Source organism: Pannonibacter phragmitetus DSM 14782, from assembly GCF_000382365.1.
Taxonomy (GTDB): domain Bacteria; phylum Pseudomonadota; class Alphaproteobacteria; order Rhizobiales; family Stappiaceae; genus Pannonibacter; species Pannonibacter phragmitetus.
This window is the reverse complement of sequence record NZ_KB908215.1, coordinates 630,098-652,320: the sequence shown is the minus strand read 5'-3', so window position 1 is coordinate 652,320 and position 22,223 is coordinate 630,098. Positions and strand designations below refer to the sequence as shown.

25 protein-coding genes are annotated in these 22,223 nt (G+C 63.7%); 11 read left to right on the top strand and 14 right to left on the bottom strand.

Annotation, left to right across the window (positions count from 1 at the left end):
• Nucleotides 1–53 precede the first annotated feature (53 nt).
• The gene (ygfZ, locus tag H163_RS0103015) at nt 54–962 is read right to left on the bottom strand and encodes a CAF17-like 4Fe-4S cluster assembly/insertion protein YgfZ (protein WP_019963067.1); all 909 of its coding nucleotides are present in this window, start codon (nt 960–962) and stop codon (nt 54–56) included.
• A gap of 193 nt (nt 963–1,155) precedes the next feature.
• Here ygfZ and H163_RS0103010 point away from each other — a divergent pair, with 193 nt between their 5' ends.
• The 7 genes from H163_RS0103010 to H163_RS0102980 all read left to right on the top strand — a co-directional run bounded on the left by H163_RS0103010 (nt 1,156) and on the right by H163_RS0102980 (nt 7,971).
• The gene (locus tag H163_RS0103010) at nt 1,156–2,496 is read left to right on the top strand and encodes a dihydroorotase (RefSeq protein WP_019963066.1); all 1,341 of its coding nucleotides are present in this window, start codon (nt 1,156–1,158) and stop codon (nt 2,494–2,496) included.
• Between the two features lie 258 nt (nt 2,497–2,754).
• Nucleotides 2,755–4,104: a L,D-transpeptidase family protein gene (locus H163_RS0103005; RefSeq protein ID WP_019963065.1), complete on the top strand. Its 1,350-nt coding sequence runs from the start codon at nt 2,755–2,757 to the stop codon at nt 4,102–4,104.
• A 122-nt stretch (nt 4,105–4,226) separates the two neighbouring features.
• Nucleotides 4,227–4,730 (top strand): MarR family winged helix-turn-helix transcriptional regulator, encoded by a 504-nt coding sequence (locus tag H163_RS0103000; RefSeq protein ID WP_244296044.1) that lies wholly within the window; start codon nt 4,227–4,229, stop codon nt 4,728–4,730.
• The gene (locus tag H163_RS0102995; RefSeq protein WP_019963063.1) at nt 4,727–5,512 is read left to right on the top strand and encodes a DNA alkylation repair protein; all 786 of its coding nucleotides are present in this window, start codon (nt 4,727–4,729) and stop codon (nt 5,510–5,512) included. The genes H163_RS0103000 and H163_RS0102995 overlap by 4 nt, the downstream gene beginning before the upstream one ends.
• A 14-nt stretch (nt 5,513–5,526) precedes the next feature.
• The gene (locus tag H163_RS0102990; RefSeq protein WP_019963062.1) at nt 5,527–5,874 is read left to right on the top strand and encodes a DUF6616 family protein; all 348 of its coding nucleotides are present in this window, start codon (nt 5,527–5,529) and stop codon (nt 5,872–5,874) included.
• A gap of 173 nt (nt 5,875–6,047) precedes the next feature.
• Complete coding sequence (locus H163_RS0102985; protein ID WP_019963061.1) at nt 6,048–7,313, top strand: BtaA family protein; 1,266 nt, start codon at nt 6,048–6,050, stop codon at nt 7,311–7,313.
• A complete protein-coding gene (locus H163_RS0102980; RefSeq protein ID WP_019963060.1) occupies nt 7,306–7,971 on the top strand; it encodes a class I SAM-dependent methyltransferase in 666 nt (221 codons plus the stop codon). Before H163_RS0102985 ends, H163_RS0102980 begins: the two co-directional genes overlap by 8 nt.
• A gap of 55 nt (nt 7,972–8,026) precedes the next feature.
• Here H163_RS0102980 and H163_RS0102975 read toward each other — a convergent pair whose 3' ends face one another.
• On the bottom strand, nt 8,027–8,749 hold the full coding sequence (locus H163_RS0102975) for a hypothetical protein (protein WP_019963059.1): 723 nt from the start codon (nt 8,747–8,749) through the stop codon (nt 8,027–8,029).
• 143 nt (nt 8,750–8,892) lie between these two features.
• Here H163_RS0102975 and H163_RS0102970 point away from each other — a divergent pair, with 143 nt between their 5' ends.
• On the top strand, nt 8,893–9,528 hold the full coding sequence (locus H163_RS0102970) for a LysE family translocator (protein WP_019963058.1): 636 nt from the start codon (nt 8,893–8,895) through the stop codon (nt 9,526–9,528).
• Between the two features lie 94 nt (nt 9,529–9,622).
• Here H163_RS0102970 and H163_RS0102965 read toward each other — a convergent pair whose 3' ends face one another.
• The 4 genes from H163_RS0102965 to H163_RS0102950 form a co-directional block, all read right to left on the bottom strand.
• Entirely contained in the window at nt 9,623–9,895 is a 273-nt protein-coding gene (locus H163_RS0102965) for a hypothetical protein (RefSeq protein WP_019963057.1), read from the bottom strand.
• A gap of 169 nt (nt 9,896–10,064) precedes the next feature.
• A complete protein-coding gene (locus tag H163_RS0102960; RefSeq protein ID WP_019963056.1) occupies nt 10,065–10,487 on the bottom strand; it encodes a TIGR02301 family protein in 423 nt (140 codons plus the stop codon).
• 68 nt (nt 10,488–10,555) lie between these two features.
• Nucleotides 10,556–10,981 carry an NUDIX hydrolase gene (locus tag H163_RS0102955; protein ID WP_019963055.1) on the bottom strand — a complete coding sequence of 142 codons (426 nt, stop codon included), beginning with the start codon at nt 10,979–10,981 and terminating at the stop codon, nt 10,556–10,558.
• Between the two features lie 18 nt (nt 10,982–10,999).
• Nucleotides 11,000–11,515 (bottom strand): hypothetical protein, encoded by a 516-nt coding sequence (locus H163_RS0102950; RefSeq protein ID WP_019963054.1) that lies wholly within the window; start codon nt 11,513–11,515, stop codon nt 11,000–11,002.
• 86 nt (nt 11,516–11,601) lie between these two features.
• Between H163_RS0102950 and H163_RS0102945 the strand changes: the two genes are divergently transcribed.
• The 3 genes from H163_RS0102945 to H163_RS0102935 all read left to right on the top strand — a co-directional run bounded on the left by H163_RS0102945 (nt 11,602) and on the right by H163_RS0102935 (nt 14,529).
• Entirely contained in the window at nt 11,602–12,369 is a 768-nt protein-coding gene (locus tag H163_RS0102945; RefSeq protein ID WP_026355390.1) for an SOS response-associated peptidase, read from the top strand.
• Between the two features lie 88 nt (nt 12,370–12,457).
• Nucleotides 12,458–13,591, top strand: a complete 1,134-nt coding sequence (locus H163_RS0102940; RefSeq protein WP_019963052.1) for a hypothetical protein — start codon at nt 12,458–12,460, stop codon at nt 13,589–13,591.
• A gap of 92 nt (nt 13,592–13,683) precedes the next feature.
• Complete coding sequence (locus H163_RS0102935) at nt 13,684–14,529, top strand: class I SAM-dependent methyltransferase (RefSeq protein WP_019963051.1); 846 nt, start codon at nt 13,684–13,686, stop codon at nt 14,527–14,529.
• Between the two features lie 41 nt (nt 14,530–14,570).
• Here H163_RS0102935 and H163_RS0102930 read toward each other — a convergent pair whose 3' ends face one another.
• The 8 genes from H163_RS0102930 to dxs all read right to left on the bottom strand — a co-directional run bounded on the left by H163_RS0102930 (nt 14,571) and on the right by dxs (nt 21,936).
• Nucleotides 14,571–15,809 carry a class I SAM-dependent RNA methyltransferase gene (locus H163_RS0102930; RefSeq protein WP_019963050.1) on the bottom strand — a complete coding sequence of 413 codons (1,239 nt, stop codon included), beginning with the start codon at nt 15,807–15,809 and terminating at the stop codon, nt 14,571–14,573.
• Between the two features lie 170 nt (nt 15,810–15,979).
• On the bottom strand, nt 15,980–16,723 hold the full coding sequence (locus H163_RS0102925; RefSeq protein WP_019963049.1) for a TlyA family RNA methyltransferase: 744 nt from the start codon (nt 16,721–16,723) through the stop codon (nt 15,980–15,982).
• 33 nt (nt 16,724–16,756) lie between these two features.
• Nucleotides 16,757–16,894: a hypothetical protein gene (locus H163_RS24270; RefSeq protein WP_155975120.1), complete on the bottom strand. Its 138-nt coding sequence runs from the start codon at nt 16,892–16,894 to the stop codon at nt 16,757–16,759.
• Between the two features lie 49 nt (nt 16,895–16,943).
• Nucleotides 16,944–17,561 (bottom strand): SCO family protein, encoded by a 618-nt coding sequence (locus H163_RS0102915; RefSeq protein WP_019963047.1) that lies wholly within the window; start codon nt 17,559–17,561, stop codon nt 16,944–16,946.
• Between the two features lie 8 nt (nt 17,562–17,569).
• Entirely contained in the window at nt 17,570–18,070 is a 501-nt protein-coding gene (locus H163_RS0102910) for a copper chaperone PCu(A)C (protein ID WP_019963046.1), read from the bottom strand.
• Between the two features lie 72 nt (nt 18,071–18,142).
• On the bottom strand, nt 18,143–18,562 hold the full coding sequence (locus tag H163_RS0102905; protein ID WP_019963045.1) for a hypothetical protein: 420 nt from the start codon (nt 18,560–18,562) through the stop codon (nt 18,143–18,145).
• 60 nt (nt 18,563–18,622) lie between these two features.
• Entirely contained in the window at nt 18,623–19,984 is a 1,362-nt protein-coding gene (locus H163_RS0102900; RefSeq protein WP_019963044.1) for an MFS transporter, read from the bottom strand.
• Between the two features lie 77 nt (nt 19,985–20,061).
• Nucleotides 20,062–21,936 carry a 1-deoxy-D-xylulose-5-phosphate synthase gene (gene dxs, locus H163_RS0102895; protein ID WP_019963043.1) on the bottom strand — a complete coding sequence of 625 codons (1,875 nt, stop codon included), beginning with the start codon at nt 21,934–21,936 and terminating at the stop codon, nt 20,062–20,064.
• Nucleotides 21,937–22,223: the final 287 nt, after the last annotated feature.

Here is a 22,223-nt window from a genome sequence, read left to right as displayed (position 1 = left end):
AGTCTGTGGCCCGTCAGTCTTGGGCCGGTGCGGCGAAAGGGTTGAAGGGCTGGTCAGGCGCCTTCAGCACCTGCGCCGCTGCCGCTTTCGGGCCAGGTGAAACGCGCCCAGCCGGGCAGCGTGACATCAAGCGCCGTTCCGGCAGCGGTCAGCTGGACGCCCTTGTCGAGGGCTGCCTTCACCTTGTCAAGCCGCAGCAGCGCCAGTCCCCGGCCATGAGAGGATGAGCCAAGCGTGCCCACCTCCTGCTCCCCGGCCAGTACCGGGCTGCCCATGGCGGGCAGGGCCTCTGCCGTTTCCACCCTGACGAAGCGCTTGCGGGCCGTGGACCGGTGCTCCATGCGCGAGACGATCTCCTGCCCCACGTAGCAGCCCTTGCGGAAGGAGACCCCGTTCAGCTGGTCCATGTCCGCGTCATGCGGGAAGATCTCGCCATAGGCAAAGTCCATCTCCGCCTCCGGCACGCCAAGGCCGATGCGGTGGGCATGCCAGTCTGCGGGCTCTGCCGCCTGCAGGCCAAGGCCTTCCAGAACGTTCGCCATCCCCTTCGGCCCGGCAACCCGCAGCCCCAGTTCAGCAAGGCGGGGGTCGGTTGCGGCCAGTACGTCCGGCGCCAGTGGCATAGCGGGCAGGGCATCGCCGAAGACCACCGCCACCTCATGGGTGGCGGAGCAATCCTCCAGCGTCACCTTGGCGCGAAGCCGGTAGAAACCGAGCCGTTTCACAAGCGCTGCTATTTGCGAGGCCGGCGTGTCGAGCAGGAAGCCGTCCGCATCCTTCAGCACCAGAAAATCGAACAGGATCTTGCCCTGCGGTGTCAGCAAGGCGGCAAAGGCGGCTTCGCCCGCGGTCAGGCCTTCCACGTCGCGGGTCAGCAGATTCTGCAGGAAATGCGTGGCTTCCGGCCCGCTCACCCGCACCAGGCCACGGTCAGGCAAAAGGGCAAAACGGGCAGCGGACATGAAGGCCTCCAGTGAAACTGCGTATATCTCTCCCCTTGAGATAGCCCCGCGTCCGCCCGGCGGCAAGGCGCGGTGTTGCAGGGCAGGCTCTTTCCCGAAAAGCCTGTGGACCCGTGCGCCCTGCCAATCGTATAAGCGCGCCAGAAAAAGCCGTGCGCCAAGGCCCGCACCGAAGATGGAAGAGGAGTCATCAATGTCTGCTGCCCATGATCTCATTCTCACCGGCGCTACGGTCGTCAATCAGGACGGAACGGCAATTCGTGATGTTGCGGTGCGCGGCGGGCGCATTTCCGCTATTGGCGATCTGCGGGGCGCAAAGGCGGCAGAGGTCATCGACTGCAAGGGCTTGACCATTCTCCCGGGCGTCATCGACACGCAGGTGCATTTCCGCGAGCCGGGCCTCACTCACAAGGAAGACCTTGAAACCGGCTCCCGCGCGGCCGTCATGGGCGGTGTGACAGCGGTGTTTGAGATGCCGAACACCAGCCCCAACACCACCACGGCCGAAACGCTGGCGGCAAAGGTCGCGGCCGGCCATCACCGCATGCACTGCGACTTTGCCTTCTTCGTCGGCGGGACGGCGGAAAACATCGAGGAAATCCCGATGCTGGAAAAGCTGCCGGGGGCAGCCGGCATCAAGGTGTTCATCGGTTCGTCCACCGGCAACCTGCTGGTGGAGGATGATGAGAACCTGGCGAAGATCCTGAAGAAGATCACCCGCCGCGCCTCGTTCCACTGTGAGGACGAAATGCGCCTGCGCGACCGGATGAACTTGCGCGTGCCGGGTGATCCCCGGTCGCACCCGGTCTGGCGCGATGAAACGGCAGCACTCCTTGCCACCCAGCGTCTCGTGACGCTGGCCCGCCGCCTCGGCAAGCGGGTGCATGTGCTGCATATTTCCACCGGCGACGAGATGGAATATCTGGCGGACCACCGCGATGTGGCCAGCACGGAAGTGACGCCGCATCACCTGACGCTGTTTGCCCCGGACTGCTACGAGCGGCTGGGTACCTATACCCAGATGAACCCGCCGGTGCGTGATCTGTCGCATCAGAAGCGCCTGTGGTGGGGCGTCAATCAGGGCGTTGCCGATATTCTCGGATCCGACCACGCGCCGCACACCCGCGAGGAAAAGGACCACGCCTATCCGGGTTCCCATTCCGGCATGACGGGCGTGCAGACGCTGGTGCCGACGATGCTGGACCACGTCAATGCCGGGCGTCTGACGCTGGAGCGTTTCGCCGACATGACCAGCGCCGGCCCCGCACGCCTGTTCAACATGGCACGCAAGGGCCGCATTGCGGTGGGCTATGACGCCGATTTCACCATCGTCGACATGAAGCGCAAGGAAACCATCCGCAACGAGTGGATTGCCTCCCGCGTTGGCTGGACGCCTTACGACGGCGTGGAAGTCACCGGCTGGCCCGTCGGCACCTTCGTGCGCGGCCACAAGGTGATGTGGCAGGGCGAACTGACCACCCCCTCGCAGGGCGAAACCGTCCACTTCCAGGACGCCCTCCAGCCGCAGGGCTGAGGGAAGTAGCCCGAGCTGTCAGGCTGGCAGGGCGGGGCGGCGGTCTGGCCTTTCCGGCGCGGCGTTTCAGCCCCCTCCCCCTGCCTCCCTCAAATCCGGCGAAAATGTGACGGGCGCCACAGCGGGTTCAGGGTTAAACTTCTATGACCGGAACCGGTCAAATTCGCATACTTCGGTAACCCTGTTCCCTAACCCTAAGTACACGGAGCGGGGCTAAGGTGAGTGCGGGCTGACGGGTATGGCGTAGATGAGGCTCGCATGGTGATGGACACGGCAACTGGGTTTGATCGCGGAGTTGAGCATGGCAGCATCTGGCGCGTCGCGCTGATGACGGGCTGTGCTCTTGCCATGATGCATTTCGCAGTTCCGCAGGCGAGAGCGGAAGGCGCGGCCGGGCTGAAGCAGATCGCGGGGCTGGCGAAGCCTGCCAATGCCTCCATGACTGCCAGCGCGTCAGAACCGGTGCAGGGGGCCGCAGAGATCAGCGATCCCGAGCATCCGATGCAGATCGTCGTGTCCTTGCGCGAGCAGAACCTCAAGGTCTATCGCGGGCTTGAGCTTGTCACCTCCACGCCGGTCTCCTCCGGCAAGACCGGGCACAGCACGCCGACGGGCGTATTCTCCATTCTCGAAAAGCGCCGCAAGCACTTTTCCAACATCTATGACAACGCGCCGATGCCCTTCATGCAGCGGCTGACCTGGTCCGGCATCGCCCTGCATGAAGGCAAGCTGCCCGGCTATCCAGCCTCGCACGGCTGTGTGCGCATGCCCATGAGCTTTGCGCAGGACCTCTTCACCATGACCCGGCACGGCATGCATGTGGTGATCACCGATGGTGAATCCTTGCCCGCCGCGATCACCCATTCTGCCCTGCCGCAGCCCTATCAGCCGGGCACGGCGGTGGCGAGCCTTGATGAGAGCATCCTGCCGGAAGGGCAGGGGCTGCGCGGCTCCATCATGACGGACAGCGGCACGGGATCGATCGTCACCGGCTCCATCGAGCCTCAGACCCCGGTGCAGGCCGCAGTGCCGGAGAATTTCGGCACGCCGCTGCGCATGATCATTCTGCCCCGGCCCTCGGGGCGTGAGATCCACGACCTGCAGGCCATGCTGAACCGGCTCGGCTTTGACGCCGGCCCGGTCGATGGCGTCATGGGCCGCAAGACGCGGGACGCAATCCGTCTGTTCCAGGAAGGCTACGAGCTGCCCGTCACCGGCAACTACAGCCACAGTCTGTTGAAGCGTGTTTACCGCGAGGCGGGCGAGGATCTGCCTCTGAACGCGGAACTGCGCATCCGCACGAAGTTCAAGGACATCTATCAGGCAGGCGTCACCCTCAAGGATCCGAAGGCGCCCATCGGCACCGTCATCTTCACGGCGCTTGGCTTTGAGCCCGGCGCCAGCGAAACCGGCTGGATGGCCGTGGCGGCGGAAGAGGCCGAAGGCATGACGCCGGCGCGCATCCTCGACCGGATCGACATGCCCGCCACTGTGCGCAAGGAGGTTGGCGCCATGCTGACGCCGGGCTCCTCGCTCATCGTCACCGACCGGTCCTTCCTGCGCAACACTGGCCTTGGCACCGACTTCGTGGTGACGACAACGAACTGACCTGACGAGCAAAAGACGGCGGAGCCGGGGCTACACCTACGCCGTGGATATCAAAAAGCTTGAAATTAGTTTGGCGCCATACTATATGGCGACTTATGAGTGAGAAGCTTGAGAAAAAATACATGGCGCTGCTGGACGAAGCCGAACGGCGGGCCATCGCGCCGACGGATAACATCCGCGCATGTTTCGGGCTGCTGGCATTGGCTGGCGCGATTGATCGCGATTGTGCTGTACGGCTCGCGCGCCATCGCCTGTCCGAAGGCAAGTTCGTCCTGCTGTTCCTTCTGTATGACAAGCCCGGCGGGCTGTCGCCGCACGAATTGGCCGACCGCGCGGGGGTGACGCGAGCAACAGTCACTGGACTTCTCGATGGTCTCGAACGTGACGGGTTCATTGTCCGGCGTGGAGGCCTTGATGACCGCCGCAAGATTGCCGTCACATTGACCGGGACCGGTGAGGCCGCTGCGTGTGACCTGTTCAACGAGCATACCGAATGGGTCGCGTCCCTTTTCCGGGGCTTTACGGTAGACGAGCGCGAAACACTGAACGGTCTGCTCCAGCGCATCTCGCGCAACCTGGATGGCGGCGGCGAGCTAACCGGCCAGGATATGGATGCGCGCGCATGAGCGGCGCAAAGACCACCGGCCGTGGCGTCAAGGACATTGTCCCAGACCGCCTTGCCAGTCTCAACGCGGGAACGGCCGAAGCCGCGACGCTTGCCGAATGTCTGGCGGTCGATTTTACCGCGCTGATGCACAATGTCCTGCCGGAAATCAGTACGGACGCCTTGGCCAAAATGGAGAGCGGCGCGGCAACCGGGATATCCAAACGAATGTCGCTTGCGGCGCAGTTGATCCACGAGGAACTCGGTAGCGCCGCTCTCGACCGGCTTGGCCGGCATCCGTCGGACACTGTGCGCGGCTGGGCTTGCTTCATGATCGGTGCAGCCGATGGCATGCCGCTCCGTGAGCGGCTTGAAGCGATCCGGCCCTATGCAGATGACCGGCATTTCGGTGTACGGGAATGGTCATGGTTGGCGGTTCGGCCACATCTTGCCGTCGCTCTCGAAGCCGCCATCGCCATTCTCGCTAAATGGACTGCTGATCCTTCCGGCCATATTCGCCGCTTTGCGTCAGAAGCCACCCGTCCGCGCGGTGTGTGGTGCGCACATATCCCAGCCCTCAAGGCGCAGCCAGAGCTCGGACTTGCGATTCTCGAACCGCTATGCGCGGACCCGTCCAGCTATGTGCAGAACTCGGTTGGTAACTGGCTGAACGATGCCGGCAAGGATCGGCCGGACTGGGTGCAGACGCTCTGTGCCGGATGGTCTGCCGAAAGCCCGGTACCCGCGACAGCGCGTATCTGCAAGCGTGCATTGAGATCAATCAACCCTGCTGCCAAACATTGAAATGGATGCAAAGAATGTCCCACTATCTCGCTGAACTCTACACGCCGAAACCTGCCTGGCTGGATTTGTCTGGCGCTGAGCGCCAAGAGTTCTTTGCGGTGATCGGCTCGGCGATACCTGCCTTGGTTTCCCTCGGAGTGGAAGCCCTTGCGCTCGGCAAGGTCGATCAGAGCAAACTGCATTGCGCACCCCAAACATTCTTTGCGGTCTGGCGCTGCCCCGATGACGCGGCGCTCGGTGTGCTTGTCTCCGGCATCGCGCAATCGGGCTGGCACGACTATTTCGAGACCGTCAATGCCGGCGGCGAAGCAACCGATCTGGCCGGTCATCTCGCGCAGCTCAGCGAAGTGGGGCAGTCATAGCCAGAAAAATGCGATTGCCGCCGACAGATGGGCTATTGCCGGTGACAATCGGGGGAGCCGCAGAATGGCTGTCCTCTCCGTCATGTGTCTGTCGCGTGTCTGCAGTATCGCTCCCCCTCAGGTTCTTATCCGGCGGAAGAATCGCCGGTGGGCAGTCCCTGAGGGAGCGAACAATGCCGGTGAGCACGCTTGAAGCATCGAAAGCAAGACTGAGTAAGGCCGTCCACCGGTCCAGCGCCACGTCCCGCGAGGGCTTTCTGGAGCGCATGTTCACCTTTGCCTTCAAGGGGCTGGTCTATCCGCAGATCTGGGAAGATCCGGATGTGGATCTGGAAGCGCTGCAGCTCAAGCCGCATTCACGCATGATCACCATCGCCTCGGGCGGCTGCAACGTCATGTCCTATCTGACGGCTGATCCGGCGGCGATCACGGCGGTGGATCTCAACCGCGCCCATGTGGCGCTGGGGCGCTTGAAGCTCGCTGCCGCGCAGCACCTGCCGAACCATGACAGCTTCTACCGCTTCTTCGGCGAGGCCGACGAGAAGGCCAATATCGCCGCTTACGAGCGCTTCCTGCGTGACAAGCTGGATGAGGAAACCCGCAGCTACTGGGAAGGGCGTGGCATCAGCGGCTTTGGCCGCCGCCGCATCACCCTGTTCTCGCGTGATCTCTATCATCACGGCCTGCTGGGCTATTTCATCGGCGTGGGCCATTTCGTTGCCCGGCTTTATGGCATCGACCCGAAGCATTTCGTCCGCGCCCGCACGCTGGATGAACAGCGCAGCTACTTTGAAACGGCGCTGGCGCCCCTGTTCGACAAGCGGCTGGTGCGCTGGGCAACGTCGAAGAAGATGTCGCTCTATGGCCTTGGCATTCCGCCCGCCCAGTATGAGGCGCTGGTCTCCGCCAGCCCGACGGGCGACATGTCCGACGTGCTGAAGCAGCGGCTGCAGAAGCTCGCCTGTGATTTCTCGCTCTCGGACAACTATTTCGCCTGGCAGGCCTTCAACCGGGGCTACGCGCCGCAGGGCGGACAGGAGAGCACGGGCGCTTCCGGCCCGCTGCCGCCCTATCTGAAGCGCGAGCATTTCGATGCCATCCGCGAGCGGGCTTCCCGCGTCGAGGTGGTCAACCGCAGCTTCACCGAACATCTGGAAGGCGAAGTTCCAGCCACACTCGATGCCTATGTCCTGCTGGATGCGCAGGACTGGATGACTGACGAGCAGCTGAACGCTCTGTGGACCCAGATCACCCGCACCGCCCGCCCCGGCGCCCGCGTCATCTTCCGCACCGCCGCAGAGCCGACGCTGCTGCCGGGCCGCGTGCACGATGCCATTCTGGACCGCTGGACCTATGAAGCGGACAAGAGCCTTGAGCTGGGCCGCCGCGACCGTTCCTCCATCTATGGCGGGTTCCATCTCTATGTCTTCAATGGATGAAACCCGCAGCCAGAGCGGCGCTTCCGCTGCGCTGATGGACAGCGTGTACCGCAACCAGCGGCACATCTATGACCTGACGCGCAAATATTACCTTCTGGGCCGCGACCGGCTGATCGCCCGGCTGGCGCCGCCTGCGGATGGCTGCGTGCTGGAGCTGGGCTGCGGCACGGGCCGTAACCTGATCGAGGCGGCGCGGCTCTATACCGGAGCCCGCTTCTACGGCCTCGATATTTCGCGCGAGATGCTGGCAACGGCAGAAGCCAACATCCGCCGCGCCGGGCTGGAGGGGCGTATCACGCTTGCCTGCGCTGATGCTTCGGCTTTTGACGCAGAAGCCCTGTTTGGCCGGGACAGCTTCGACCGGGTGTTCATGTCCTACACCCTGTCGATGATCCCGCCCTGGCGCGAGGCGATGGCAGCCGGCTTTGCGGCGCTGGCACCGGGCGGGCAGCTGTCGGTGGTGGATTTCGGCCAGCAGGAGCGCCTGCCAAGTCTCTTCCGCCGCCTGCTGCATGCCTGGCTGGCGAAATTCCACGTCACGCCACGGGCAGATCTGTCCGGCGCCGTGGAGGCTCTTGCCGGACTGCACAAGGCTCGCTGCGAGGCCGGTTCGCTCTATCGCGGTTACGCGGTCTGGGCGGAAGTCACCCGAGTTTGAACCGCTGGGAGGGCTTCGCCAACTCCCGGTCCTTCGAACTCACCGGGAGTTGGCTTCATTCGCCCGCGACGAAATAATGCAGCGTGCCGTCCGGGCCAATGCCGACACGGTAGAACAGCCAGGCGCCGTAAGCATCCATTTCCGCGAAATCGGCAGCTGTGACGACACGGTACATCTCCACCTTCTGGGCTGGTGTCAGCTTGTCGAAGGGGTAACGGGCAAAGTAGGGCCAGATGTACATTTCCTGCGGAGTTCCGGCATCCACATGCACCCAGCCCGCTTCCATCACGTCGAGAAGGATCGCGAGGATTTCCTGACCCTGTCCATCCCCGGAGCTGTTCTTGAGGTATTCGATCGGGTCTCCGATTTCCGCCAGAGACAGGGTCGGCATCATCTCGTTGCCTTCCAGAACCATGCGCATGCGCTCGACGTCGCCGCTGCGGGCCGCTTCCAGCAACTGGTCACGCATCCGGGCGACGGGCGCAGGCAGCCCCTCGGGTCCGTAATGCACCTCAGGGACGGGGAGCAGGTTCTGGGGAGAGGCTTCAGAAGACTGGCCTTCCTCCGGGCTTTCGGCACCTTCGGCAGGATCAGCCTCTTCCGCGCTGGTCTCTGCAGGGGAGCCGGGCAGGAGGTCCTCCGGCGGAATGGCCGGGTTGCCGGACGTGTTCTGGTCCGGCGGAGTGACCAGGATCGTCTCGGTTCTCACCGTCGCTGCGTCCGCAGCCGGAAGCAGCAGGAGAGCAAAACAGAGGGTGGCAATACAGTTGCGCAGCATGGTCAGACTCAGCCGGGAGAATTTTCAACGACTATACGCAGCCGCTGCGGAAAGGCCATTCAAAAGAGCCTGCGTGCTTGGCATCCGGTCCTGCTTTCGTTAAACCGCTGGCACATGTGCCATTTTTGCCAGAGTTTTCCTGCATGACGCCATCGCTTTCATATGCCCTGCTTGGACTGGCTATTGGCGTGATGACCAGCGCTCCCGTTGGGCCCGTGAACATCATGGCGCTGCGACGGGCCCTGCACAGGGGCTTCCGGTCGGGCTTTCTGGTCGGTATGGGGGCGGTTGCAGCAGACACGCTGTTCGCCGGTGCCGCTCTTTTCGGCATTTCAGTTGTGGCCGAATTCGTGGAGCTGCACGAGGCAGCCATCAAACTGGTGGGGGCGAGCGTTCTGGTCGTGTTCGGCATTGCCGTGCTGCGCAGCCATCCGCACATGGACACGCAAAAGAGCAAGTTCGACCACACCCTGCTGCGCGACGCCTTGGCTGCCTTTGCCATGACAATCACCAACCCGGGTGCGGTCCTGGGCTTTCTGGCGATTTTCGGAAGCCTGGGCGACTGGGCCCCGCAGCCGGACAGGCATCTGGATGCGCTGACCATGATCTGCGGTGTGGCGGCGGGGGCTTGCCTGTGGTGGGCCGTTGTGGCCGGTGGGGCAAGCGCATTGCGTGACCGCTTCACAGACCGCTGGCTTGAACTGGTGAACAGGGCCGCCGGTGCAGTGCTGATTCTTTTCGCAGCCGGAATCCTTGTCAGCCTGCTCGGCGTTTTCTGACTGCCCGGTATTGAAAGAGTCTGATCAGGGGATCAGAAGAAAGATCACCGGGGGAGCGCAGGGGCAGTGTCTCGCGCTCCGCCGTGTTCCAGCATCACTGAAGGACGCGATTGACCGAATAGTCGCCGCGCAGAATGCGCTCCGGCAGACCTTCTGCCAGCTTGGCAACGGCATCTTCGCCATACGTGGTGACAAGATCAGCAAGGGCAGTAAACATGGCTGCGTGAGCAACAGCATCCGTATCAACGCCGCAGGCAATCGCCTCGGACCATGCATCCTGAATGAAACCAAGCGCAGCACGGCGAATATCGTCGTCTTCAAGGTATTGGACGTCCGCAGACATCTCGCTGAATTCGTCGTTGGTCATGCTGTCCCTTAGGTCTTTGCCGCTTTCGCTTCGGATGAGTCGGTGCCGTTCCCCGAATCTGCGAAGACCTTACCATGGGAAGACTACGCGGGAAGCGAGTGTGAAGGCCTTCTTAACGTCCACCCACAAATTATACGTGGAGGGTTAAGCCTTTGGTAACGGAGTGCCGCTAGCGCGCATAACGGGCCGCAACGTCGCGGCTCAGCTTCTCGCCTTCCTGAACATAGCTGTTCATGGCAGCTCGGGCTGCCGGCGTACAGCTTTGATACACCGAAGAAAAACCGCGATAGCCGAGGTTGAAGCGCTCGATGTGGCGGCGCTTGCGCACTTCCCCCTGCATTTCGGCTGCCAGCAGCTCTTCCATCCGCTCCCGCCAGCTTGGTGCATCATCGCGTCCGCACAGGGGACGCAGGAAATGCAGGGCGCCGAGGATTTCCGAGAGGCGGAGCAACTGCCGCTCATAAGGGGCTTCGGATAGCGGATCCTGAGCGCGAACCGGCAAAGCCGTGATCATCAGGACAGCCGCAGCAAGGCCGGCAAGTGCTTTTGTGATTGTGCGGCGCCGGGCGCTGGTGTGTGTGCTGGAGTCCATCGGGTCCCTGCCTGTCCGGCAGGATAATGGGCTGCAAGGCCCGGCGGTGCAAGGCCGCGGTTGCCCCGTCAACAGGCCATCAGTTGCCGGATGCGTTCGGCAGTGCCGGGAGTCATTTCAAGGAGATCAATCGCGCAGAGGGGCTTGAAGCAGGCCTCTGCGGCATCATCGCCCGCGACGGGTTCGCCTGAGACATGGGCGCCCATGAAGATGGTCAGATGAAACCGGGCGCGAATCGCGCCGTTCTCGTCCCGGCTGTCGATGGTAAGCGTTCCGGCCGGCTCCCCCAGCTCTGCGGTGACGCCGGTCTCCTCCAGAAGCTCGCGCTGTGCCGCCTGCAGAAGTGTCTCACCGGCCTCCAGCTTGCCGCCCGGCAGGCTCCAGTATCCCGCATAGGGCGCCTTGCCCCGCCGGATGAGCAGAACGTCCCCATTCCTGTGGCAGAGGATGCTGACACCGGGAACAAGTGGATGAGGAGGGAGTGTCCCGGACATGGTTCAAGCAAACCGTCTTCAGGCAAACAGGGCGTCGATTTCCGCCTGCGCTTCCGAGCCTTCGTGGGCAGGAACATCCCGTGTGCTGATATGGCCATGAATGACACCGCTGGCCATGGCGATCAGCGGCTTGATCTCGTTTGTGGCCTTCTCCGCCAGCTCGAACGCAATCTCGGATGGCGAACCAGCGCTGCGAATCATGTCCTGCGCATTCAGCACAGCCGAATTGATTCCTGAAACGAGCGTTTCCAGATGCGCGCGCAGACGCACCGGGGCGGCATGATAAGCAAGGATGGCCAGCTGGCGCTCGGAGAAGGTGGAGTTCTCGAAGTGAGTTTCGTAGTCCGCCGGGCTCCAGGCGAGCACGTCCTCGGCGCATTCCGGCATGGCCGGGAGCATTTCGAGCAGCATCACCACTTCGTTGAAGTGGTTCAGATAGTCGGTTGCAAGGCCAGTCGCCGGGTTGATATTGGCTTTGACAAGCCGCTCGGCGGACAGATCGCCGGTGCCCAGCACTGGATCCTCCTGCGTCATGCCATCCCCCCGGTTGAACTCTACTTCTCCCGAACCTAACCTGCCTTTGTTGCCAAAGAACTAATCAGATCACTGCAAGGATTTTCATGTGCGGACGCTTTACGTTGACGTCACCCCCGGAAGCGGTCGCCCAACTCTTCGGTTACCGGGACCGGCCGGATTTTCCGCCGCGCTACAACATTGCCCCCACCCAACCGGTTGCCACCGTCCGGCATGAGCATGGCCAGCGGCGGTTTGCTCTGGTGCGTTGGGGGCTGATTCCCGGCTGGGTGAAAGATCCGGCCAGCTTCACCCTCCTGGTCAATGCAAGGGCAGAGACGGCAGCGGAAAAGCCATCGTTCCGTGCGGCCATGCGCCATCACCGCTGCCTCGTGCCGATGGATGGCTTTTATGAATGGCGGCGGACGGGCGGGCAGAAGCAGCCCTTCTTCATCCGGCCTGCCGGCGGCGGCTTGATGGCGGTGGCCGGGCTGTGGGACACATGGTCCGATCCGTCGGGCGGCGAGATCGATACGGGTGCCTTGCTAACCGTGCCAGCCAACCGGGCCATGCAAGCCGTGCACGACCGTATGCCGGCCATCCTTTTCGAACAGGATTTTGCAGCCTGGCTGGATACGGGGCAGGTGAGGGCGGAAGAAGCGCGCCGCCTTCTGCGGCCGGTGGCGGATGATTATCTGGAGTTCATTCCGGTCTCGTCCCGTGTCAACAGTGCCGCGCAGGATGATCCGGGGCTGACCGAGCGTGCTGCCGAGGTGACATCCGGGGCAGACTCGGAAAAAGAACCGAAAATCCGTCCTCCCCGCAGAAAGGCGCAAGAAGGCGGCGGCAACTCCGGTCAGCTTGATCTTTTCTAGGAAAATTGCTGTTTTCTTTGGCGTGCTATACGAAAATGTAAATGCCTTTGCGTTAAGTTCTTGGATGACGAAAGACGGAAGGGGCAGTATGCGGGCCGCGTTGAATGATCATCTGGCCGAAGTGCCGGAGCCGAAGGCTGCCCGCCTGGTGCGCCCGATGCGCCAGGATGATCTTCCGGTGGTCGCTGGGCTCTTCGGCCGCGTGTTCCGGCCCTCCGGGGTCAGGGATGCTGCCGCCCTGGAAGCCTATCTTGCCGAATTGCTTTTTGGCAGCCCTTCCTACAGCGAAGCGCACGGCAGTCTCGTGCATGACCATCCCTGTACCGGCATCAAGGCGGCGGTGCTGGCTATTCCCATGGCCTTCAGTGTGGAGGGGCGGCCTGTCACGGCGCGGCTTTTGTGCTCCTTCATGTCGGAAGGGCGGGAGGGGCAGTCGGGCGCCGCGCGGATTGCGCGTTCCTTGAGAGCCAGCACACAGGATCTCCTTTTGTCCGACAGTGCCTCACCGCTCAGCGCCAGCCATTGGATTGCCGGTGGCGGTCATGTGCTGACGACGCAGAGCCTGGCATGGCGGCGGGTGATGCGGCCCGCCTCGGCAGCCCGGCTGATCGCGGGCCAGAGTGTGCCGCGTCTGCGTCCCTTGCTGGCGTTGCTGCCTTGTGGTGCGGTTGACGCTCTTGCCCGGCGGCTGAAGCCTGCGCTTATCCCGGAAGTGCGGACCGGGCTCGGTGTGGAAGAAACAGATGCTGCCGGTTTCCTGCAGGCCGCAAGACCGCTGCTTGCCCGCTTCCCGGTTCATCCCCTGTGGCCGGATGAAGAGTTCGCCTGGCTGACCGGCCTTGCCGCCCGGAACCTTGCGCTCGGCACCTTGCGCTTTGCCCTGGCCAAAGATGGCAAGGGCAGCTTTGCGGCTCTGGCCTGGTACAGCGACGGGAGCAAGGCAACGGTTCTGCATCTGTTGACGGAAGATGGCCGGGAGCTTGACGCCGCTGCCGCCATGCTTGCCGCCTTTGAGGCTGAGGGTCTGATAATGGCCGAGGGCATGGCAAAACCCAGCCTGATGCGTGCGCTTCTTTCCCAGCGCTGGATCAGCTTTTCCCCGCGCGGCCTGTTCTGCATTGGCAGCCGGTTTGCCGGTGTCAATGACGCCGCGCGCCGCGGGGATCTTTATGCGGGTGGCTTTGCCTCCGAAAGCTGGAGCCGGCTGTTGACGGATCTTTGATCCGTCCTCCAGCACGGTGATTGCGCCTGTCCTTTTCGGGTGGAGAGCGGTAAGAGGCGATCAGAATTACCGCACGCAGGAAAGGGCTGACCATGGCCGAAGAGGAAGAGACCGCATCCTTTGACGAGGAAGCGCTGGCCGAGGTCTATAACAGGGGCCTTGATCTGGAAAAGGCCGGAGATCTGGATGGTGCGGAAGCCGCCTACCGGGAGGCCTTGACCATCGATCCGGAAGACCACTGCGGCGCCAGCGTGCGCCTTGCGGCCATGGGCCGCGATGCCGCACCCGATGCCATGCCGGAGGCTTATGTGGCGACGCTCTTCGACCAGCATGCAGATGTGTTCGAGGCCATTCTCGTCGATCAGCTCGGCTACTGCGTGCCGCTTCTGCTGCGCGAGCAGCTGCGCACCCATGCGCCCGGTCCTTTCCAGGCGGGGTTGGACCTGGGCTGCGGTACCGGTCTGACCGGTGAGGCGCTGGGCGATATCTGCAAGGCGATGACGGGTGTTGACCTGTCCGAAAAGATCGTCGAGATCGCCTTCGACCGGGAGGTCTACACCGACCTTTACGTTGGCGAGGCGGTCGCCTTTCTGGAAGAGTTCGAGGACGATGACGGCCAGCGTCCGGTCTATGACCTGATCGCGGCGACAGACGTTTTCCCCTATCTCGGCAAGGTTGAGCGGATCGTGGAAGCTGCCGCAGACCGGTTGAATCCCGGCGGTGTCTTCGGCTTCTCCACCGAGACCCTGCCGGACGACGCGCTGGGCGGTAAGAACTATCTTGTCGGCCCGAAGCGGCGCTATGCACATTCGGAAGGCTATCTGCGGCGGGTGCTGGAAGCCTCCGGCTTCTCCATTCTGGCCATGGACCCGATCACCGTGCGCCTTGAAGAAGGCGAACCGGTCCCCGGCCATCTGGTGCTCGCCCGCCGGGCGTGACGCGGTAACGGCAGGGCGCATGTTCGTTCAGCTGGAGAGGGCTACGCCCGCTCCAGTGCCGCCACCACTTCCACATGCGGGGAGTAGAGGAACTGGTCCACCGGCGTCACGCGGGTGACCTTGAAGCCGCCGTCGATCAGGATGCGCAGATCGCGGGCGAGGGTGGCCGGATTGCAGGAGACCGCGGCAATGCGCTTCACCTTGGAAAGGGCCAGCTGCTCGGCTTGAGCTTGGGCTCCAGTGCGCGGCGGATCAAAGGTGACGGCATCAAAGCCTGCCAGCTCTGCCGCCATCAGCGGGCGGCGGAACAGGTCACGCCGCTCGAAGGTGATCTGCCTGAGCCCCGACGGCTGGCGCGAGGCCCGGTCAAGTGCAGCCACGGCTGCGGCCTCGCCTTCCACAGCATGCACGGACATGGTTTCGGCCATGCGGAAGGTGAAGGTGCCAATGCCCGCGAAAAGGTCAGCAGCCTTCTTCGACTTGCCAAGGGCAGCAAGAACCAGAGTGGCCAGATGGGCTTCGGCTTCGGCAGTAGCCTGGGTGAAGCCGCCCGGCGCCGGAACGGCTGCCACCTTGCCCATCGGCAGGGCCGGGGCGCGGGCTTCCAGAATGATCTCGCCATCGACGGAAAGACGGGCAAGGCCCAAGTCTGCCGTCAGGCCGGAGAGCTGCACCAGCTTCTTCTCGATGCCGGGCGCCACATTGGCCAGCGCGACATCAAGACCCGCCTGTGTTGCCAGAACGGTCAGCCGCAGCTCGCCCTTGCGCGGCATCAGCACTTCGGCAAGGCGCTTGAGGCCCGGCACGGCAGCTACGATCTTCGGATCAAGAACGGGGCATTCGGTGATGTCCACCAGCCGGTTGCTGGCGCGCTCGTGATAGCCGAGCAGCAGCTTGTGGCCAGCGCGCACGGCTGTCAGCACGGCACGGCGCCGGGAGCCCGGCGCACTGGGGATGACCTCATCCACCGGCACCTCGATGCCCCTGTCTTCCAGCGCGCGGACCACCTGATCCCGCTTGAAGGCGAGATAGTCAGGCTCGGCCATATGCTGCAGCGAGCAGCCGCCGCAGGCCTCGAAATGGCGGCAGGTGGGCTCCACGCGAGCCGGGCTGCGGGTGAGGATTTCGAGGATGGAGGCCCGGTCCCCTTGCGCCTTCACGCGCAGCACGTCGCCCGGCAGGCCGCCGGGAACGAAAAGGGGGCCTCTCGGGCCAGAAGCCAGCCCGTCGCCCAGGTGGCCGAGGGCGGTGATGGTGATGTCGATTGTCGCGTCCGTCATCGCCGTGCGATACCCCGCCCCGCCCTCAACCGCAAGCGCGGAATTGCGGGGTTTATGCAATAGGCTCGCCTTCCTTATACCAAGGCTTTGAGATGCTGACGCATCACGCCTTGAAATTGCCCAGACGCCGCACGGGCTTGCCCCCAATGAGTCAAGCTCAGTGAGGGGGCTCAGCCGTCCTTGCGGCCATAGAGCAGAAACTCGCGGTTGCCGTCGCCGCCGGTGACGGGGGAGGGGATGAGGCCGTGAGACTTCCAGCCGGGCAGGGCATCGAGCCAGAGGCGCAGGTCTTCGGCGCAAGGCTCCACCAGATCCGGCTGCACCAGACCGCCCTTGCCGATGCCCTGACGGCCCACCTCGAACTGCGGCTTGACCAGGAGAATGGTTTCGGCACCGGGGGGCGCAAGCTCCAGCGCCGGAGGCAGGGCGAGTTTCAGGGAAATGAAACTGACGTCCGAGACGATCAGCTGCGGCGCCTCGCCCTCAAGGTCCGCCAGCGTCAGGTCACGGGCGTTGAGCCCGTCGCGGCGGTTGACCTTCGGGTTGGAAGCAATGCGCTCATGCAGCTGGCCGTGGCCCACATCAATGGCGTGGACACGGGCCGCACCACGCTCCAGCAGCACCTGCGTGAAGCCGCCGGTGGAGGCGCCGGCATCCAGACAGGTCTTGCCGGCAGGATCAACGGGAAAGGCGTCCAGCGCTGCCAGAAGTTTCAATGCGGCGCGCGAGACGTAGTTCTGTGCCGGATCGGCCAGCGTGATCTTCTGGGCGGGGGAAACCAGCTGCCCGGGCTTGGTGATGACCACGCCATCGACACTGACCGTGCCGCGCAGAATGGCATCGCGCGCACGGGCGCGGCTGGGGGCAAGGCCGAGGTCGGCAAGGCACTGGTCAAGGCGCTGGCGGCTGGACATGCGGACGGGGTTCCGGAGGGGTGATACCGGTGTTCAGAGGCAGCCGGCGAGGCCGGCCGCCAGAACATCGAAATAGAGCTGTTCGCCATAGCGCAGCCAGCCGAAACCGGCCAGCGCAATCAGCGCTCCGCCCGTCAGTCCGCCTGCCGCGATCCAGCGTCCGGATACCACGTCCAAGTCTCCCGTTGTCCTGGCTCCCGCCTCTGCAGGGGCTTGGCTGTCAGGCGCCGTTGCGGGCGATCAGGTTCTTCAGCTTCTGCAGCGCAGTTGCCGGATCTTCCTCATAGGCGATGGTGCCGACGAAGCGGTTGCTGCCATCCATGAGGTAGATCATCGCCGAATGATCCATCGTATAGCCGCCGCCGTCCAGCGGAACTTTCTTGGCATAGACGCGATAGGCCTTGATCACCTCGTCGATCTGCTCGCGCGAGCCGGTCAGCGGCGTGATGCGCGGGTCGAAGGCCGCCACATAGTCGCCGATCACCTGCGGGGTGTCGCGCTCCGGGTCAACCGACACGAAAGCATAGTTCATCTTGTCCGCATCAGGCCCAAGCTGCTCTATCCAGCCCTGCAGGTCCGACAGGGTGGTGGGGCAGACATCCGGACAGAAGGTGAAGCCGAAGAAGATGGCCAGCGGCTTGCCGGCAAAGTCCTTGTCGGTCACCGTGGTGCCGTCGCCGCGCACGAGCGTGAAGGGGCCGCCGATGCTGGCAACGGAGGCAACCTGCGCCCCGCCGCTGCCGTTCTGCATCTGCGAGACGGTGACATATCCTGCGCCGATGGCGAGGGCGGCAACTGCCGCCCAAGCGCCGTAGCGGATGAATTTCAGAGAAGACATGTTCCCTCTCAGTGGCTGTGGGCTGCCCCGTTGTGGCTGCCGTGGTCATTGCCCTTGGCGCCCATCTTTTCGACTTTCAGCGTCACGTCGATGGGGCCTGCCTTTTCAAAGGTCAGGGTCAGCGGGATGCTTTCGCCTTCAGTGAAGGGCTGCTTCAGCTCCATGAGCATGATGTGCAGGCCGCCCGGCTTCAGCTCGGTGTCCTGACCGGCCGGCAGGGCGATGCCGCCTTCGACTTCCCGCATCTTCATGATGCTGTCGATAACCGCCATTTCATGCAGCTCGACGCGGCCAGCGGCCGGGGAACTTGCGGAAATCAGCTTGTCATCGGCAGCCCCGCCATTGTGCACCTTCAGGAAGCCGCCGGCTGCCGGAGCATTCGGCGGAGTAGCGCGGGTCCAGGGGTGGTTGATGACGAGATCGCCGAGCTTGAACTCATGCGCCATGGCGGAGGAAGCGAGCAGGGCGAGTGCAGCGGCAGCGCCGGCGAGGGTCTTCAGAATGGTCATGTGTCTTCCAGTCAAAGAGGGCGGCAGCATCAGGCATGCCGCAGATCATCAGGGGTGAATGCGTGCGGGATGTCAGACCGCAGGCGGTGCCCTGATGGCCTTGCCGGTCAGCAAGGCTTCGGTGACGGGAAGGGACTGGTTTTGCAGCAGCGGCAGAAGTGCCGCTTCCGGAATGCGCAGGCTTGAATCGCTTAAGGGCGCGGCAAACAGCGGGCCGGTGATGGCAATGTGGCAGCCCGTGGCACAGACGCAGGCTGCCGGATCATGCGGCGCCCTGGGTGCTTCAGCTGGTTTATCGCCGGGCAGGGAGGCCTCAACGCTCTGGCTCATGCCGAGACAGATGCTGCCGAAGTCCACATCCCCGGCCAGCGTTGCCGCATGAACAGGGGACGCCAGCAGGAAGAGCCTGAAGACAAGGGCAATCACCGCCATCAGCGCGAATGGCGTGCGTTCCGTGCGCAGGATTGCAAACAGGCTCGAGGGCGTCTTCATGGGCGCACTATGACTATTTCCTGTGCACCGTGCGAGCGCAAATTTGCCGCACCTTGCAAGTTAGCGCTGTGTATCGGTCCTGTCCTGCTCCTGTCCGGCGCCGGGAACATTCTCCTCCGTGACACCGGGCTCCGCCGGATCGAAGGCCTGTGTGTCATAGGCCGGGAATTCTTCCGGCGGAATGATGAGCGGGTCGGCCGTGTCCAGCGGGTCGGGGGCGATGACCGAGCCGACCTGCGCGGTCGCGGCATATTCGAAGCCGGTCTTGTCGGCGCGCGCAGGGGTCTTGCGGGCCAGCAGACGGCCGGAAACGAACAGGATCGTCACCACCTGCACCAGGGCCACCTGAGCATAGAGCCCTTCCGAGCCCATGACATACATCAGCAGCGAGGCTGACATGGGGCCCAGGATCGAGCCGATGCCATAGGCGAGCAGCAGGCCGGAAGAGGTCTCCACATATTCCGCCGGGTCGGCATGATCATAGGCATGGGCGACGGCGACGGAATAGGCGGGCTGCAGGAAGGCGCCGACGCTCATGGTCATCAAGGTGGCGATGAGCGGGCTTGAGGGCTTGAAGACAACAATCAGGCAGGCCATCGTCAATGTCGCCATGGCAAGGCCGACGAGCACGAAACGCCGGTCGATACGGTCCGACAGGCGGCCAAAGGGCCACTGGGCAAGCACGCCGCCGCCGATGAAGGCTGCGGCATAGAACGCGGCCTGATCATTGCTGAGGCCGATCTGCGAGCCATAGAGCGGCGTCAGCGTCCACATGGCGCTGCCGGCGACACCGACAAGGAAGCAGCCGACAAGGGCGGCGGGCGAGGTGATGTAAAGCTTCACCGGGCGGAAGCGCACCAGCGTGATCGGCGCAGGCTGATTGGCGTTGGTCAGCGACACGGGGATGACCGCGAGGCTGACCATGACGGAGGCCACGGCAAAGGGCAGGAAGCTGGTGATGCCGGTGGCGGTGATCGACACCTGACCGGCCATCATCGCTGCATAGAGCACGACGATATAGACCGACATGATGGTGCCGCGGTTGCGGTTGTCGGCGGCCTCGTTCAGCCAGCTTTCGACGATCATGTAGAAGCCGGCGAGACAGAAGCCCGAGATGGCGCGGATGAGGCTCCACGAGATAGGGTCCATCAGCACCGGGTGCAGGATGACGGCAGCCGACATCAGCGAAACCAGCGCCGCGAAGGCCCGGATATGACCGGCGCGCATGATCACGTAGGGCGAGCCAAGGCAGCCGAGCACCATGCCGACAAAGTAGAACGACGACATGAAGCCGATTTCGAGATCGGAGAAAGACGCCTGCTGCGCGGCAAGCGGCAGCAGCGTTCCCTGCAGGCCGTGGCCGACGAGCAGCAGCGCCACCGAGGCAAGCAGGGCGGAGATGGAGGCCAGAGCCTTGATCATGATGTCATCCTCAACGCACGCAAGGCAGAAGTCTACCCGGTGGTTGTGAAAATTTTCGTGCGGTGATGCGGCAGCCGTCAGGCGCGTAAGGCGAGTCCGGCAGCGTCCTTGCCCAGCACCTCGAAGACCTTGCGCATGATGCCCTCGGCGGTGAGGCCTGCGTCACGGTACATCACGTCGGGCTTGTCATGGTCCTGATAGCGGTCCGGCAGGGTCATGGTGCGCACCTTGAGGCCCCGGTCCAGCGCGCCAAGCTCGGCCAGCGCGCTCAGCACATGGCTGCCGAAGCCGCCGACGGAGCCTTCCTCGACGGTGATCAGCACCTCATGCTCGCGGGTGAGCCGCGTCAGCAGGTCCAGGTCCAGCGGCTTGGCGAAGCGGGCGTCGGCCACGGTCGTCGAAAGACCGGCCGCATCCAGCTCATGAGCAGCCGTCATGCACTCCGCCAGGCGGGTGCCGAAGGACAGAAGCGCCACCTTGGTGCCTTCCTTGCGGATGATGCCCTTGCCGACCGGCAGCACCTGCCCGCGTTCCGGCAATTCGATGCCAAGGCCTTCACCGCGCGGATAGCGGAAGGAGATGGGGCCTTCGTCATATGCTGCAGCGGTTGCCACCATATGCTTCAGCTCGGCCTCGTCGGCGGCTGCCATCACCACGAAGCCGGGCAGGCAGGCGAGGAAGGCGGTGTCGAAGGCACCCGCATGCGTGGGGCCATCGGCGCCCACCAGCCCCGCACGGTCGATGGGGAAGCGCACGGGCAGGCCCTGAATGGCCACGTCATGCACCACCTGATCGTAGCCGCGCTGCAGGAAGGTGGAATAGATGGCGACGAAAGGCTTGTAGCCCTCACTGGCAAGGCCCGCACCAAACGTGACGGCATGCTGTTCGGCAATGCCGACGTCGAAGACGCGGGTGGGGAACACCTGCTGCATCAGGTCAAGGCCGGTGCCGTCGGGCATGGCTGCGGTGACGCCGACGATCTTCTCGTCACGCTCTGCTTCTTCCACCAGCGCACGGGCAAAGACGCTGGTATAGCTCGGCGCGTTGGCCTTGGGCTTGTCCTGCTTGCCAGTGATCACATCGAAGCGCGCGACGCCGTGATACTTGTCCTTGGCGCCTTCTGCCGGGGCGTAGCCCTTGCCCTTCTGGGTGACCACGTGAATGAGCACCGGCCCCTGATGGGTGTCGCGCACATTCTTCAGGACGGGCAGCAGATGGTCCATGTTGTGGCCATCGACCGGGCCGACGTAATAGAAGCCCAGTTCCTCGAACAGGGTGCCGCCGGTCCAGAAGCCCCGGGCATATTCCTCGGCCCGTGCCGCCTTTTCCTGAAGCGGGCGCGGCAGGGTGTGTGCAATCTTCTTGGCCGCATCGCGCAGCGACTTGTAGGCCGGGCCCGAAACGAGCCGCGCCAGATAGGCTGACATGGCACCCACCGGCGGGGCGATGGACATGTCGTTGTCGTTGAGGATGACGATCAGCCGCGAGTTGAGCGCCCCGGCATTGTTCATGGCCTCATAGGCCATGCCGGCCGAGATCGACCCGTCGCCGATGACGGCGATGACATTGTTGCTGCGCCCGTCCAGATCCCGCGCCACGGACATGCCAAGGCCGGCTGAGATGGATGTGGAGGAATGGGCCGCACCGAAGGGGTCGAACTCGCTCTCGGTCCGCTTGGTGAAGCCCGAAAGGCCGCCCGGCTGGCGCAGGGTGCGGATGCGGCCGCGCCGTCCGGTCAGGATCTTGTGCGGGTAGCACTGGTGACCCACGTCCCAGATCAGCCGGTCATCTGGCGTGTTGAAGACATAGTGCAGCGCCACCGTCAGCTCGACGACGCCAAGGCCTGCGCCAAGGTGCCCGCCGGTCTGGGAGACTGCATCAATTGTTTCCGTGCGCAGTTCTTCGGCCAGCTGGCGCAGGTCGCTCTCGGGCAGGGCGCGCAGGGCGTCCATGCCGGTGATCCCGTCAAGCAAAGGGGTATGCGGCTTAGAAGACACGCTTTGGGTCACTCCATGACACGGCAATGATGCGGCGCAAACAAGGTTCGAGCCTTACACCAACCATCTGGGCGGCGCAAACCGTTCGGCAAGGTGTCTTGGCTCCAGGAGCGGTAATAGTGAAGCAATCAGCGATTTATGGGCGAAGAAAACATATCAGAAGTCGCTCGTTGTCACCCGAAAGGGTGATGCAGCAAGGTTTGAAATGTCCTAAGGGTTACGCGTGGTCGATGGGGCCACGT

What these genes read in the sequence shown, in the direction of transcription:
- ygfZ (WP_019963067.1), bottom strand. Translation starts at nt 962, where the DNA reads ATGTCCGCTGCCCGTTTTGCCCTTTTGCCTGACCGTGGCCTGGTGCGG.
- H163_RS0103010 (WP_019963066.1), top strand. Translation starts at nt 1,156, where the DNA reads ATGTCTGCTGCCCATGATCTCATTCTCACCGGCGCTACGGTCGTCAAT.
- H163_RS0103005 (WP_019963065.1), top strand. Translation starts at nt 2,755, where the DNA reads ATGGTGATGGACACGGCAACTGGGTTTGATCGCGGAGTTGAGCATGGC.
- H163_RS0103000 (WP_244296044.1), top strand. Translation starts at nt 4,227, where the DNA reads ATGGCGCTGCTGGACGAAGCCGAACGGCGGGCCATCGCGCCGACGGAT.
- H163_RS0102995 (WP_019963063.1), top strand. Translation starts at nt 4,727, where the DNA reads ATGAGCGGCGCAAAGACCACCGGCCGTGGCGTCAAGGACATTGTCCCA.
- H163_RS0102990 (WP_019963062.1), top strand. Translation starts at nt 5,527, where the DNA reads ATGTCCCACTATCTCGCTGAACTCTACACGCCGAAACCTGCCTGGCTG.
- H163_RS0102985 (WP_019963061.1), top strand. Translation starts at nt 6,048, where the DNA reads ATGCCGGTGAGCACGCTTGAAGCATCGAAAGCAAGACTGAGTAAGGCC.
- H163_RS0102980 (WP_019963060.1), top strand. Translation starts at nt 7,306, where the DNA reads ATGGATGAAACCCGCAGCCAGAGCGGCGCTTCCGCTGCGCTGATGGAC.
- H163_RS0102975 (WP_019963059.1), bottom strand. Translation starts at nt 8,749, where the DNA reads ATGCTGCGCAACTGTATTGCCACCCTCTGTTTTGCTCTCCTGCTGCTT.
- H163_RS0102970 (WP_019963058.1), top strand. Translation starts at nt 8,893, where the DNA reads ATGACGCCATCGCTTTCATATGCCCTGCTTGGACTGGCTATTGGCGTG.
- H163_RS0102965 (WP_019963057.1), bottom strand. Translation starts at nt 9,895, where the DNA reads ATGACCAACGACGAATTCAGCGAGATGTCTGCGGACGTCCAATACCTT.
- H163_RS0102960 (WP_019963056.1), bottom strand. Translation starts at nt 10,487, where the DNA reads ATGGACTCCAGCACACACACCAGCGCCCGGCGCCGCACAATCACAAAA.
- H163_RS0102955 (WP_019963055.1), bottom strand. Translation starts at nt 10,981, where the DNA reads ATGTCCGGGACACTCCCTCCTCATCCACTTGTTCCCGGTGTCAGCATC.
- H163_RS0102950 (WP_019963054.1), bottom strand. Translation starts at nt 11,515, where the DNA reads ATGACGCAGGAGGATCCAGTGCTGGGCACCGGCGATCTGTCCGCCGAG.
- H163_RS0102945 (WP_026355390.1), top strand. Translation starts at nt 11,602, where the DNA reads ATGTGCGGACGCTTTACGTTGACGTCACCCCCGGAAGCGGTCGCCCAA.
- H163_RS0102940 (WP_019963052.1), top strand. Translation starts at nt 12,458, where the DNA reads ATGCGGGCCGCGTTGAATGATCATCTGGCCGAAGTGCCGGAGCCGAAG.
- H163_RS0102935 (WP_019963051.1), top strand. Translation starts at nt 13,684, where the DNA reads ATGGCCGAAGAGGAAGAGACCGCATCCTTTGACGAGGAAGCGCTGGCC.
- H163_RS0102930 (WP_019963050.1), bottom strand. Translation starts at nt 15,809, where the DNA reads ATGACGGACGCGACAATCGACATCACCATCACCGCCCTCGGCCACCTG.
- H163_RS0102925 (WP_019963049.1), bottom strand. Translation starts at nt 16,723, where the DNA reads ATGTCCAGCCGCCAGCGCCTTGACCAGTGCCTTGCCGACCTCGGCCTT.
- H163_RS0102915 (WP_019963047.1), bottom strand. Translation starts at nt 17,561, where the DNA reads ATGTCTTCTCTGAAATTCATCCGCTACGGCGCTTGGGCGGCAGTTGCC.
- H163_RS0102910 (WP_019963046.1), bottom strand. Translation starts at nt 18,070, where the DNA reads ATGACCATTCTGAAGACCCTCGCCGGCGCTGCCGCTGCACTCGCCCTG.
- H163_RS0102905 (WP_019963045.1), bottom strand. Translation starts at nt 18,562, where the DNA reads ATGAAGACGCCCTCGAGCCTGTTTGCAATCCTGCGCACGGAACGCACG.
- H163_RS0102900 (WP_019963044.1), bottom strand. Translation starts at nt 19,984, where the DNA reads ATGATCAAGGCTCTGGCCTCCATCTCCGCCCTGCTTGCCTCGGTGGCG.
- dxs (WP_019963043.1), bottom strand. Translation starts at nt 21,936, where the DNA reads ATGGACGCCCTGCGCGCCCTGCCCGAGAGCGACCTGCGCCAGCTGGCC.